Below are 12,956 nucleotides of genomic sequence, written 5' to 3'. Positions count from 1 at the left end.
TCGGCTCAGTCCTTCTTGTACTCGGTGGCGTAGTGCAAGGGTTGCAGCACTGCTGTGGTTTTCGCGAATTTCAGGTTGTCCGAAGTCTCCACGGACCAGCCCAGACCTATCGTGTTGACATAGCGTTTGTATATCTGAATCGTTCTGGAATCATCGAGAGCCGCTGTCATCTGTTGCGTGGGCCCGATGGCGGAGACCTTGTAGGGCGGGGAGTATTTCTTTCCCTGGAGGAGCAGCACATTGCCCACGCAGCGCACAGCGGTGGTGGGCAGCACTCGTTGGTCCTGAATCTGCATGGACTCGGCGCCACCGGCCCAGAGCGCATTGACCACGCCTTCGATGTCCTGCTGATGAACGACATAGTCGTTGATGGTGGCCGACGAACCCGATTGATCGACCTGCTGCTCCCATAATGGCGAATCGTCAAGCGTCACGGTCACTCCCGGACCTTCTATGGCTGGCAGCACCGTTCCCGAACCGGCGTCATCAGTATCGTTTGCGGTGTTTGAGGCGCTGGTGAGGTCCTTGAGCGTATTGATCTGCTCACTGAGCGTATTGATCTGTCCGCTGAGCTTGGTGACGAGCTGCTCTCGTTCGGCCACAAGACCTGCCGTGTCAGAGGTGACCGTCACCGTCCGGTTGACGCGAAGATTCGTAATCAGCAGGAATCCGGCAAGCGCCATGACCAAGGCAACACTGATCAACCCGGCAGTGCTGCGCCGAGCTCTGTGCCGTTCGTTTCGCCGAGCCATGAACACCCTTTCCCGACTACCGATGTGGTCGGTTTCGAGTCTACCCATTACTATGACTTATAGCCTATCGAAGGAGAACACACCCATGGCTGAGCAAGAGCTGCACGAAACCGACGCGCAAGCGCAGGAATCATGGCAGGGCAACGAGTCCGGGGCACAACTAGCAACCGAAACACCGTCCGAACAACATACTGAGAGCGAAACCACGAAGAAGTCGTCGAGCGATGACGATTTCGGTGTCTCAATCGACAAAGTTGAAGCGGTACTGAACGCGAATGTTGATAAGTCTGCTCTGACTCCTCAGATGAAACGCATGATTCAACGTCAGGATGACAACACGAAGCGTGTGGAGGAATCGATCAAAGGAACGAAGGCAAATCCGGGATGGTTCGTCCCCGTGTTCTGCGCTTTCATGATTCTCGGCCTTATCTGGTGTGCGACGTATTACCTGACGGGTAAATACCCCATCCCCAACATCAACTCGTGGAATCTCGCCATCGGTTTCTCCTCGGTGATGGTTGGATTCCTCATGACCATGTGGTGGAGGTAACTCCCCCGAAATCCATTGTTATGCACATTATGTGAATACTTATCCCCAAGGATGGGGTGGTTATCCACAACGTTGTACACACTCTGTGGATAGATTACATGCGTGTAATTTGCCGTTCGACCCCGAAGCCCAGCCCGGGGTCGAACGCTTAATAAGTCAATGACGACAAGGGATTCTGGGTATTGCACAGCAGCGCGACAGCCAGCAGCAACACAAACACCGCTGAAGCATATATCCACATTCGGCGTGCAAAACTGGTCTTTCGCAACGCGGGGACGCCGGACACCAGCAACCACGTCAGCAATCCACCGATGACGAAGCCGCCCGCATGCGCCTGCCACGCGATTCCCGGCACGACCAAAGGCATCAGCACGTTTATGCCGATCCAAATGCTCATCGAACGAATATCCGCGCCTATCCGTCTGAATACGATGAGGACCGCGGCGAAGAGACCGAACAACGCTCCGGACGCCCCATAGGATGCCGTGACCCATCCTGACGGCGAGAACACGCTCCACACCATCATCCCGACACCGCCACCCAGCCCAGCCAGGACATAGAGCGCCAGGAAACGCCAATGCCCCATCATTTTTTCCAAGACCGGGCCTATCGACCACAGGGTCAGCATATTGAACAGCACATGCAGCAGATTCGTCGCATGAAGAAACATCGCGGAAAGGAAAATCCACGGCCTCGACACGGCATAGACCGGAATGAACACCGTATTGCTCAGCATCGCGTTCAAAGCGTTTGGAGCGAAAACCCTCAATGCGATTTCAACCAGCCATATGAGCACGCAGGCGACGATGATGCCGCCCGTTACCACTGCCCCACCGTTGCGCCACGAGGCGGCAATGCGCCTACGGGAAAACAGGGTCGAGAGTGATGGGCCGGAGCCGAGGCCGAAACCCCCGCGATTGAATGCATTGTTCATGCGACTCACTCTATCGAAAGCACAGTCGCGAATACCCAATCTCCATGTCCTGTTCATAGGAATCACCCCGTTCAGGAGACAATTCACACGCAATCGCCACAAAAAACAATTATGATGGTGACTAGCGGTGGCTTGGATGGGCAGGTCGCCTTAACACGGTGGAAGGAGCCAACATGAAGAACAAGTCTTCAAACGGCTGGAAGTTTTTCGCGTTGCTGTTCGGCGCACTGCTTGCAGGAGTAGTCGGACTGTACATCTACAAGCAGCAGAATCCAGACTACGACCCTTGGGAAGAACCATGGGAGAACAGCTCATCGCCGGTTGATCTTGGTATCGCCGAGAAGGCCGAGTCGCAGACGGACTCCGAGGAAGATGCCGACGAGGACGAAAACGCCGAAGACGCCGAGGATACGGCCAACGAAGACAAGGCCGACGAGCAGAAGTAAGGGTTTCAGGGCCGAATCCTGACCTCAGCGGTTATACGACTCAATGTTTTCAAAGCAGTGTCGTGGAACCAATGATTTCGACCCAATGATTTCGGCCCAAGTTTTCGAAGCGGTGTTGTGATTGAACAGCGACTTATGTGCCAAGTACCGGATGTGGCGGTGCTCGGGCATCTAAGTCGCTGTTTTCGTACCCCGATAGAAGGCTAATGGCGGCGCCTGAACGCGTGCGGCGAAGCATGTGTGAAGGCAACAAATCAGCAGGGTGTCCCGTGTATCTCAATGCACAGGTGCATAATGGCGAGCGCGTTCCGGACAGCAACCATGCAAAAGAGCACGCGAGGCTTGATTGTTCTCAAGCTTCGCGTGCTCTTCACTCGGAGTACCCCTGAAGCGAGCCACTCACGCGCACCGGATGCTCCGTAGTTCGCGTGGCATGCCCCAGGTCCTTCGCAGGCCTTCGCCGAATCTCACTCCCGAGAAAGTCGGGGACCGCGACATACGGCGAAGGATGCCCGTGTAATGTCTCAGAGCGCTCAGTTGTTCTCGGGCAATGGTGCGGTGTGCCAGATACGGTCCAGATAATCCTGGATGGAACGGTCCGAACTGAAGTAACCGCTGTTCGCCACATTGAGGATCGCACTGCGGTTCCATGCCTTCTGGTCCCGGTACGTATCTTCGATCTCCTGCTGGATGTCCATGTAGGCGGTGAAATCGGCCATCGCCATGAAGTAATCCTTCGTCAGCCAATCAGAGACCAAGGGCGCGTAGACATCCCTGTCACCCTCCGAGAAGGTGCCGTTCGCAACCAGGTCAATGGCTTTCTTGAGCCTGGGGTCGGCCTGGACATACGACATCGGATTGTAGTTTCCGGCGTAGAGACGGTCGACATCCTCAACTTCGAGACCGAAGAGGAAGAAGTTCTCCGCACCCACTCGCTCACGGATCTCCACATTCGCACCGTCCAAGGTACCGACGGTCAACGCGCCGTTGAGCGCGAACTTCATATTGCCCGTGCCCGACGCTTCCTTGCCTGCCTGGGAAATCTGCTCGTCAAGCTCGGTCGCGGGTATGAGGTGCTCCGCCAGTTCGATGTTGTAGTTCTCGGGGAACCGTACCTGGAGACGGCCTGCGACATCCGGGTCCTGGTCGATAACTCGCGCGACATTGTTGATAAGCCGTATCGTCAGCTTCGCCATGGCATATCCGGGAGCCGCCTTCGCGCCGAAGAACACGGTCCTTGGCAGCAGGTTCTCGGCGCTGCCGTCCTTGATGGCCGCGTACTGCGCGATGACCGCAAGAATCTTCAAAGACTGCCGCTTGTACTCGTGCAGACGCTTCACCATCGAGTCGAACATGGTATTGGGATCGATCGAGAACCCGTAGCGTGCCGCTGCGAAATCGGCGAAATCTCGCTTGTTGGCCTGCTTGACCTCGGCGAAACGCTCCAGGAAGGATGCGTCATCCGCCAAAGGCGCCAATCCTTGGAGCTGCTCCAGATCCGCCATCCAGCTGTCCGTACCCAGCCCTTCGGTAATCAGCGCCGAGAGTCTTGGATTGGCCAAGCGCACGAAGCGCCTGGGCGTGACGCCGTTGGTCACATTCGTGAAGCGATCGGGGAACACCTCGCTGAAGTCCTTCAGCGTGACATCTCGCAGCAGCTGAGAATGCAGCTCGGCGACGCCGTTGACGTGAGACCCTCCGACAGTCGCCAGGAATGCCATGCGAACCTGAGGGTTGCCATCACGCGTCAAGATGCGCATCCGGTCGATCTGTTCGCCGTCTATGCCCTTCGCCTGAAGGCCCTCGACGAATTGGGCGTCGATACGATCGATGATCTGCAGATGGCGCGGCAGCAGCTCGCCGATCAATTCGCCCGACCAGACCTCAAGTGCCTCCGGCAGCAAGGTGTGGCAGGTGTAGTTGAAGGTTCTGGTGGTGATGTCCCAAGCGGTGTCCCAGTCGTATCCATACTCATCGAGCAGCACGCGCATCAGTTCCGGAATCCCGATGACGGGATGGGTGTCGTTCAACTGGAAGCATATCTTCTCGGGGAAGCCACGCAGGTCGGGGTGATCCTCACCCGGGTAGAAGGTGGCGATGGCGTCATGGATTGATGCGGCTACGAAGAAGTACTGCTGCTCAAGACGCAGGCGCTTGCCCTGCGGAGTCGAATCCTCCGGATACAGAATCTTGGTGATGTTCTCCGCATCGACCTGCGGGATGACGGCCTCCATGTACTCGGAACGGTTGAACGCTCCAAGGTCGAATTCGTCGTATGAACGGGACTCCCAGAGGCGGAGGGTGTTGACTCTGCCGGAGCGATACCCCGGAACCATGTAATCCACGGGGACCGCGCGCACTGACCATGCCGGCTTCCATACGGTGACGCCATCGTTCTCCACGACTTCGCCCCCGAAGGAGACACGCTGCGAGCGCTGGTAATCCGCGTGACCCCAGGGCTCCTCTTCGGTCAGCCAATAATCCGGCTTCTCGACCTGCCGACCGGCATCATCGAATTCCTGACGAAAAATGCCGTAGCGGTACCGAATGCCGTAGCCGAATGCAGGAACGCCAAGAGAAGCGAGCGAATCCACATAGCACGCAGCCAGACGGCCAAGACCACCATTGCCCAAGCCCGGCTCACGCTCAGCGGCAAGTACCTCGGCCTGCGAAAAACCAAGTTCCTTCGCCGCCTGCGCGAATTGCTCGTCCAGCCCCACATTCAGCAAGGCGTTGGACAGCTGTTTGCCGATCAGGAACTCCGCACTGAGATAACCGACAGCCTTGGTATTGCCGGAGACCATATCGTTGCGCGTCCGCGACCAGGAATCAACCAGATGATCTCGTACCGCCCCTGCCACAGCGACGTAGATATCAGCGGGTGTGGCCGATGACAGCTCGACTCCCTGCTGGTATTTCAATTTGTTCCGGATTTCGTTCGCAAACTCCGAACCCGATAGCGACGCTTTCGGTGCAGTTACTTCAGTCATGAAGAATCCTCTTTCCTGATCGAATCGTGCTTATCATTATGCCCGCTTTTTCATGTTGCGACAGGCATGACGACATGAACATCAGGTAATCTCGGGGCTTTCGACGACCGATGACCAGCATTAGCGCAAGAATGTGCCTATGAGCGTCATCAGAGAACAGGATGTTGAATCGGGCCGATTAGCCCTTGAGCAGTGGCGAGCAGCAGCGCTGTCCAACAAGAAGGCGGGTGACCCCACGGCCCCTGTGGACCTGCCGCGCAAAGACTGCGGGATGGCCGTGCGCTACTCCTTGTATCTACTGTCGATGAGGGCACCAGGCGGTGCCGTGGAAGTCCGCGTGGCCCCATGGGCCGCCGTCAAGATACTCGATGGCCCCAACTCGGACCCCCATAATCTCACGCCGCCGGACACCATCGAATTGGAGCCTGAGGTATGGCTCCGCCTGGCCTGTGGGATCAGCAGCTGGGACGCGGAACGCGAGGCCGGACGAATCAGCGCCATAGGCGAACGCGACGATTTGAGCTCGTTATTGCCGCTGGTATAGGGTGTTATGACCGGAAATACGATAACTGCTTCACCAAGCAACTTCTCGACGAATATGCACGTGAAAAGCTGTCCTGGTGAAGCAGTTAACTCCCAGACCTCATTTAGCAGTGGACTTTGCCTTGCTTTTGGCGGCTGTTTTCGTCTTTGCCGCCGCAGAAGACCTCTTCTTCGCCGGGGTCTTCGCCTCGGAAGATGCCTTCGCTGTCTTGGCTGCCCGCTTTGCGGCCGGTTTGCTGTCCGAGCCGTTGCCGGGCTCCTTTGCGGCCTCCGACTTCGGATGCGCCTTGACCTTTTCCAGTTTAGGTTTCAACGCACTTGGCACAGGAATCGGTATGTGACGATGTCGCGCGACCGGCGCCGCCGGCATCTCCGATGCCGTGGCCTTGGCCGCCGCTTGTGCGGCCCATTTGGCGTAATCATCCAAATCATCGTCAACTCCGGGAATCGAATGCTCGTCCCCTGTATGTGAGCTCACTGATTCGATCGGACCGAACTCTTCCCCCACAGCCGAAGCTTCCTGTTCAGCGGAAGCTTCCTGACTGCTCAACTCTTTCGCGAGTTCGTCATAATCGGTATCAGTTGTCAGATATTTGAGCTTACGGGCTATTTTCGTCTGTTTAGCCTTCTGACGTCCGCGGCCCATCTGACCCCCTTCGCCAGTCAAGTGCCCAAGCAATAGGCAATACGGTTCTAAATTTGCATCATATTAGAGGTTACCACCTGTTGTCTTGTCTGCTGAGACTTTTACGATAAAAGCAAGATTTCGGCTCTTTGTGCAGCTTTCTGCACAGAAACTCAGGGGATAACGGCAATGACGGATGAACGGCAGCTGACAGCGGCAGGCAATGAAATGAGCGCAAGCTTCCTTACGGCTAAGAAACTCTCGGACGCCACCCTGAGCAAGCTCGAGCAGGCTCCGGGACGTTACACTATGCTGACCGGCGATCGCCCGACCGGCAAACTGCATCTGGGCCATTACTTCGGCTCTCTGCTCGGACGCGTGCAGATGCAGGAGCGAGGCGTCCACACCAACATCATCATCGCCGACTACCAGGTCATCACCGACCGTGACACCACGGAACACATCGGCGACAATGTGCTGAATCTGGTGCTCGACTACCTCGCTGCGGGAATCGACCCAACTAAGACCATGATCTACACGCATTCCGCCGTACCCGCCGAGAACCAGCTGCTGCTGCCGTTCCTGTCGCTGGTGACCGAGGCGGAGCTGCACCGCAACCCGACGGTGAAATCCGAGATGGAGGCCAGTGGCCACGCGCTGACCGGTCTGCTGCTGACATACCCCGTGCATCAGGCCTGCGACATCCTCTTCTGCAAGGCGAATGTGGTCCCAATCGGCAAGGACAATCTCCCCCACGTCGAAATCACCCGCACCATCGCCAGACGTTTCAATGAACGGTATGCGCCCAAACATCCCGTTTTCCCCGAGCCGGCGGCCATTCTTTCCGATGCCCCCGAAATTCCGGGACTTGACGGCCGCAAGATGAGCAAATCCTACGGCAACTCCATCATGCTGGGTGCCACCGCCGAGGAAACCGCAAAACTCATCAAGAAGTCGCCCACGGATTCCGAGCGCCGAATCACCTTCGATCCTGTCAACCGGCCGCAGGTATCCGCATTGCTCACCACCGCCGGATTGGTCACGGGTCGCAGTCCGGAGGAAATCGGCGAGGAAATCGGCGAATCAGGTGCGGGCGCGCTCAAGAAGTTCGTCACGGAGGCCGTCAACGAATTCCTGGGCCCCCACCGCGAGCGCCGTGCCGAGCTGGCCAAGGACATGGATTCCGTACGCGATGTCCTACGTGACGGCAACGCCCGCGCCAACGCCATCGCCGAGGAGACCCTGGACGAGGTTCGTGCAGCCATGGGCATGAAGTACTGAACGGTCACCAGGCGACACCACCGGGCGGCTACGCCGGGGTAGGCTACACAGGTTGGTGACTACGCAGGGTTTGTGACTACACAGGGTTTGTGACTACACAGCGTTGTAACTACACAGGATTGACTACGCGGGGCCGACAACACAGAGCCGACTACACAAGCTTGGCTCACACGCCAAGCACTCACACCGGGCGCTGCGGCGCACCGCAGCGCTACACGTCGTAGCGCCAGGATTTGTCGGTGATGACACGAGCCATGGCCAGGCCTACCGGCAGGCAGATGATGACCATGAATGCCCGGAACGCCCAGTCCAACGCATTCAATGTGGAGAACTGTCCTAGATAGAACATCGCCCGGTACATATACAGGCCGGGAACCATGATGACAATCGACGGCACGGTCAGACATATGCGCGGATACCCGAGATGCGATGGCAGCCACCCTCGGCGGACCGAGGACCTCCATGCCGTGGCCAACAATCCGGCTGCGAAGGCACCGAAGAAGGCGGCGGCCTCCGGGGGCACATTCAGCAGGTCCTGTATTTCCAGACGCATCGTATCGGTGATGGCACCGATCAAGGCCGCCGTGAAGGCCATGCGCTGCGGGGAGTTGAACAGGACGGAGAAGCCCCATACCCCGGCGAATGCCGCACCGAACCTCAATATGCCATTGAGCATCGGGTCCAGCCCCAAAGGTTCGAAACCCTGCGGATTCAACGACACTGCCCTGGCCACGGCCCAGCCTGCGAAAGTGGCCATCAGGATAATCGACAATGCGTACATCAGACGCTGCAGCCCGGAGGGGAAATCGATTTTGGCGATGTCCAAGCCGCCGGTCACCAGAGGGAAGCCGGGTATGACGAAGAGCATCGCCCCGATGTAGGCGGTGTCATGGGCGAGCGCTATCGGATTGAATATCCCGATGAACCTCAGCATGCCGACGCAGGCCAATGCGGCGACCGCAACGGAAACGAAGGTGACGAAGAATTGATTGAGATGCTTCGCCAACATGAGTCTGCGCACAAAATGGCCGATGCCCGCCCCTACGAAAGCCCCGGCCATGTCAAATGGCCCGCCACCGAGCAGGAACACGAAGGCTGCGCATGCGACGGCCGAGCCGATGGCTGCGAACCACGCAGGGTACAGTGGCTTGCGTCGTTCGATGACATCAAGCCTCGCATGGGCCTTACGAACGGTAAGACCGTGGAATTCACCGTCGTCGTCCTTCTTCTGGTTGATGGCCTCCTTCACCCTGCCGAGTGCCCTCAATGCCGACAGCGCAGCGGCCGGGGTGCCGAGACGCGTCACCAAAGCCTTGGAAATGGAAGCTTCGTGATGGTACACACTGCTTAGTCCGCAGCTCACGCTGAACCAATCGGCGAAATGCTCCAACAACCAGATGCGTTCGGTATTGACACCGGTGGTGGGAAGGTCAACCACTTCGGTGATGCGGTCCTTGCCGTCGGTGCAGGTCGCCTCGATATCCGTCAGATTCACATCCGCCCGCACATGTACCCCGAGAGGATACGCGATGCGGTGCATCATCTCCCGAACACGAAAACTTCCCGTCCCCGATGACAGGTCCAGAGCCCCGACTCTCACAATCAGACTGGCTTTCGCCGCGATACCCGCTTCTGTGACAGGCTTGTCGAGGTCCCTGACGATATCCTCCATGTCCAGAGGAATGGAATGCGTGTGATAGGCCGAGATCTTCTCCTGGCCGGACTCACTCTCCTGCGTGGCGCGTTGCGCCTGATGACTGTTATCTCTGAAACGTTTTGCGAAGCCCACAACTTCTTTTCTACTCCACACCCTGCACCTCGGGGCGAGTTCGCGTTATCTATTTCACAGACCGCGGATGGACCCATGTAATACAACTGCCCATAAGAGGACTTACAATGTTGCACGCAAGCGCTGAACTAAAGGCTGTGGGCTTGGAACGATCAGCTATACACAACCGCGGAGGAGCCGCGGAAAGCTGGTAGATCGAGCAACCGGAGGTTTGGCAAAGGAGGCCAAATGGCAGATAACAACGACCAAATCAAAGCTGCGGATGCCGGAATCGTCAGTTCCGGCACCGGGACGAAGGGTCCGGAGGAGCGTGATCTTCCCGATTCTCTGAAATACGACATGGACCTGTGCCTGCGTATCCTTCGCGACGTCCTGGGGGAATTCGATCCAAAGCTCTTGGAATCATTCGATGATCTTCGGCAGAATGCAGTCGAGGCCAGTGCTGAGCACTTCAGCGATGTGCTCAAGGACCCGCACCCCGATGAGGATGGGCTCGAAAAAGCCGTTGCACTCATCGACGGCATCTCGATGCACGACTCGCAACTGCTGGCACGGGCATTCACCACATACTTCCACCTCGCCAATCTGTGCGAGGAGAACTACCGTGTCGCCGCATTGCATAAGCGCGAGGCCGAAGTCGACCTCAACGCCGCCACGGATCCCGTCAACGAGATGACCGGCGCATATCATCAGCTGATTGACGAAATGGGGCCCGCAAAGGCCGAGGAGCTGCTCGAAAAACTCGAGTTCCACCCGGTGTTCACCGCCCATCCGACCGAGGCGCGCCGCAAGGCCGTCGAGGGGAAGATCCGACGTGTGGCCGAACTCCTGGAGGAACGCCCCAAGCTCGGTGGCTCGGATTTGGAAGAGAACGAACGCCGTCTGTACAACGAGATCGACGCCTTGTTCCGCACTTCGCCCATCGGCTTGAAGAAGCCGACTCCCGTCGAGGAATCGGACACGATCATCGACATCTTCGACAACACGCTCTTCGACACCATTCCCAAGGTGTACCGCCGTTTCGACGATTGGATACTCGGCAAGAAGGCCGGAAGGGTCGCGCCTGTCTGCCCCGCCTTCTTCCATCCTGGCAGTTGGATCGGTTCGGACCGTGACGGCAATCCCAATGTCACCGCCAAGGTGAGCCGTATGGTCGCCCGTAAGTTCACCGACCATGTGCTGTTCAAGTTGGAGCAGGCCACCAGAACCGTAGGCAAGAACCTTACGGTCGAAAGCGAGACCACCCCTCCGAGCGCTGAGCTGCTGAACCTGTGGAGCCATCAGAAGGAGATGAGCGAACGTCTGACGGATAAGGCCTCGGTGATTTCCAGCCGGGAGCCGCACCGTTCGGTCGTGCTCGTCATCGCCGACCGTCTGCATGCCTCGATTCTGCGCGACGCGGACCTGATGTACAAGAGCTGCGATGAATTCATCGCCGATCTCAAGGTCGTGCAGCGTTCGTTGGCCGAGGCCAATGCCGCACGTCATGCGTACGGCCCTCTGCAGGATCTGATCTGGCAGGCTCAGACCTTCGGCTTCCACATGGTCGAGATGGAATTCCGCCAGCACTCCGTGGTTCACGCCCGGGCGCTGGAAGACATCCGCGAGCATGGGTTGCATGGCGAGCGCGGGGATCTGCAGCCGATGACCCATGAGGTGCTGGACACCTTCCGCGCGCTGGGCTCGATCCAACGTCGCAACGGCATCAAGGCTGCACGCCGCTACATCATCTCCTTCACCAAGTCGGCCCAGCACGTCAAGGACGTCTTCGAGCTGAACCGTCTCGCCTTCGCGCATCCGCAGGATGTTCCCACCATCGATGTCATCCCCCTGTTCGAGCAGCTTGAGGATCTGGAGAACTCCGTGGACACCCTCGAGGAGATCATCAAGATCCCCGAGGTGCAGGCGCGTCTCAAAGCCACGGGCAACAAGATGGAGGTCATGCTCGGCTACTCCGATTCGTCGAAGGACGCCGGCCCCACTTCAGCGACCTTGGCCTTGCACTCTGCTCAGGAGCGCATCGCCAAATGGGCGTTGAGCCATGACATCGATCTGACGCTCTTCCACGGTCGTGGCGGCGCTGTCGGCAGAGGCGGCGGCCCGGCCAACCGTGCGGTGCTCGCACAACCGGTGGGTTCGGTCAACTGCCGTTTCAAGCTCACTGAACAGGGCGAGGTCATCTTCGCGCGCTACGGAAACCCGATTCTGGCAATCCGCCACATCGAGTCCGTAGCCGCGGCCACGTTGCTTCAATCCGCACCAAGCGTCGAGAAGCGCAATACCGAGATGACTCAGAAATACGCGAAGATGGCTGCCGCGCTCAATGAGGCATCTCACAACCGCTTCCTTGACCTGCTGAGTACACCGGACTTCGCTCCCTGGTTCTCGATTGTCACGCCTCTAACCGAGGTAGGTCTGCTGCCGATTGGTTCAAGACCGGCGAAACGTGGCATCGGCGCGAAATCCTTGGATGATTTGCGCACGATTCCGTGGGTGTTCTCGTGGGCGCAGGCGCGTATCAACCTTGCCGCCTGGTACGGCCTCGGCACCGCCTGCGAGCAGTTCAACGACCTCGACACGATGCGTAAGGCATACGAGGAGTGGCCGCTGTTCAGCACCTTCATCGACAATATCGAGATGTCCATCGCTAAGACTGACGAACGCATCGCAAAGATGTATCTTGCTCTTGGCGACCGCGATGATCTGTCACAGAAGGTCCTCGACGAGATGGACCTCACGCGCAAGTGGGTGTTGAAGATCGTCGGAGACAAATGGCCCCTGCAGCATCGTCATGTGCTCGGCCAGGCAATCCGCATCCGCTCGCCGTATGTGGATGCCCTGTCGGTCACTCAGGTTCGCGCGCTGCGCTCCCTGCGTCGGAGAAACGACAAGGAGGAGCTCAGCACGAGTCAGCAGGCGGAGTTCATCTACCTGATTCTCTGCACCGTTTCCGGAGTCGCCGCCGGCCTCCAGAACACCGGATGATTCGAGTTCCGAACCTTTCAGTGAGAATCCCGCGCACCGCCAACCCGGTGTGCGGGATTTT

General features: G+C 58.1%; 9 protein-coding genes and 1 pseudogene. 5 read left to right on the top strand and 5 right to left on the bottom strand.

What is annotated here, in order from left to right; all coding sequences use genetic code 11:
- Positions 1 to 5: 5 nt before the first annotated feature.
- Positions 6 to 752 carry a DUF881 domain-containing protein gene (locus DB51_RS00970; RefSeq protein ID WP_034250747.1) on the bottom strand — a complete coding sequence of 249 codons (747 nt, stop codon included), beginning with the start codon at positions 750 to 752 and terminating at the stop codon, positions 6 to 8.
- An 85-nt stretch (positions 753 to 837) separates the two neighbouring features.
- Between DB51_RS00970 and crgA the strand changes: the two genes are divergently transcribed.
- Positions 838 to 1,302, top strand: coding sequence for a cell division protein CrgA (crgA, locus tag DB51_RS00965; RefSeq protein WP_034250746.1), 465 nt, complete (start codon positions 838 to 840; stop codon positions 1,300 to 1,302).
- A gap of 148 nt (positions 1,303 to 1,450) precedes the next feature.
- Here the strand turns inward: crgA and DB51_RS00960 are convergent, their stop codons facing one another.
- On the bottom strand, positions 1,451 to 2,236 hold the full coding sequence (locus tag DB51_RS00960; protein ID WP_051867123.1) for a rhomboid family intramembrane serine protease: 786 nt from the start codon (positions 2,234 to 2,236) through the stop codon (positions 1,451 to 1,453).
- 173 nt (positions 2,237 to 2,409) lie between these two features.
- On the opposite strand from DB51_RS00960, the gene DB51_RS00955 reads away from it, so the two are divergent.
- Positions 2,410 to 2,682, top strand: coding sequence for a hypothetical protein (locus DB51_RS00955; protein ID WP_034250745.1), 273 nt, complete (start codon positions 2,410 to 2,412; stop codon positions 2,680 to 2,682).
- A gap of 533 nt (positions 2,683 to 3,215) precedes the next feature.
- On the opposite strand, the gene DB51_RS00950 is transcribed toward DB51_RS00955, so the two are convergent.
- The gene (locus DB51_RS00950) at positions 3,216 to 5,672 is read right to left on the bottom strand and encodes a glycogen/starch/alpha-glucan phosphorylase (RefSeq protein WP_034250744.1); all 2,457 of its coding nucleotides are present in this window, start codon (positions 5,670 to 5,672) and stop codon (positions 3,216 to 3,218) included.
- A 139-nt stretch (positions 5,673 to 5,811) separates the two neighbouring features.
- Between DB51_RS00950 and DB51_RS00945 the strand changes: the two genes are divergently transcribed.
- A complete protein-coding gene (locus DB51_RS00945) occupies positions 5,812 to 6,216 on the top strand; it encodes a sterol carrier family protein (protein ID WP_034250743.1) in 405 nt (134 codons plus the stop codon).
- A gap of 300 nt (positions 6,217 to 6,516) precedes the next feature.
- Here the strand turns inward: DB51_RS00945 and DB51_RS10385 are convergent.
- Positions 6,517 to 6,861 (bottom strand): annotated as a pseudogene (locus DB51_RS10385) (DUF3073 domain-containing protein); the annotation flags it as partial.
- A 168-nt stretch (positions 6,862 to 7,029) separates the two neighbouring features.
- Here DB51_RS10385 and trpS point away from each other — a divergent pair.
- Positions 7,030 to 8,121 (top strand): tryptophan--tRNA ligase, encoded by a 1,092-nt coding sequence (gene trpS, locus DB51_RS00935; RefSeq protein WP_034250742.1) that lies wholly within the window; start codon positions 7,030 to 7,032, stop codon positions 8,119 to 8,121.
- A 211-nt stretch (positions 8,122 to 8,332) separates the two neighbouring features.
- Here trpS and DB51_RS00930 read toward each other — a convergent pair whose 3' ends face one another.
- Entirely contained in the window at positions 8,333 to 9,829 is a 1,497-nt protein-coding gene (locus tag DB51_RS00930; protein WP_238548276.1) for a threonine/serine exporter family protein, read from the bottom strand.
- Between the two features lie 309 nt (positions 9,830 to 10,138).
- Here DB51_RS00930 and DB51_RS00925 point away from each other — a divergent pair, with 309 nt between their 5' ends.
- Entirely contained in the window at positions 10,139 to 12,895 is a 2,757-nt protein-coding gene (locus DB51_RS00925; protein WP_034250740.1) for a phosphoenolpyruvate carboxylase, read from the top strand.
- Positions 12,896 to 12,956: the final 61 nt, after the last annotated feature.

Source organism: Bifidobacterium crudilactis, assembly GCF_000738005.1.
GTDB classification, from domain to species: domain Bacteria; phylum Actinomycetota; class Actinomycetes; order Actinomycetales; family Bifidobacteriaceae; genus Bombiscardovia; species Bombiscardovia crudilactis.
The sequence above is the reverse complement of the archived record's forward strand: the minus strand, read 5'-3'. Positions and strand labels throughout refer to the sequence as shown.

What these genes read in the sequence shown, in the direction of transcription:
- DB51_RS00925 (WP_034250740.1), top strand. Translation starts at nt 10,139, where the DNA reads ATGGCAGATAACAACGACCAAATCAAAGCTGCGGATGCCGGAATCGTC.
- DB51_RS00970 (WP_034250747.1), bottom strand. Translation starts at nt 752, where the DNA reads ATGGCTCGGCGAAACGAACGGCACAGAGCTCGGCGCAGCACTGCCGGG.
- DB51_RS00950 (WP_034250744.1), bottom strand. Translation starts at nt 5,672, where the DNA reads ATGACTGAAGTAACTGCACCGAAAGCGTCGCTATCGGGTTCGGAGTTT.
- DB51_RS00945 (WP_034250743.1), top strand. Translation starts at nt 5,812, where the DNA reads ATGAGCGTCATCAGAGAACAGGATGTTGAATCGGGCCGATTAGCCCTT.
- DB51_RS00960 (WP_051867123.1), bottom strand. Translation starts at nt 2,236, where the DNA reads ATGAACAATGCATTCAATCGCGGGGGTTTCGGCCTCGGCTCCGGCCCA.
- trpS (WP_034250742.1), top strand. Translation starts at nt 7,030, where the DNA reads ATGACGGATGAACGGCAGCTGACAGCGGCAGGCAATGAAATGAGCGCA.
- DB51_RS00955 (WP_034250745.1), top strand. Translation starts at nt 2,410, where the DNA reads ATGAAGAACAAGTCTTCAAACGGCTGGAAGTTTTTCGCGTTGCTGTTC.
- crgA (WP_034250746.1), top strand. Translation starts at nt 838, where the DNA reads ATGGCTGAGCAAGAGCTGCACGAAACCGACGCGCAAGCGCAGGAATCA.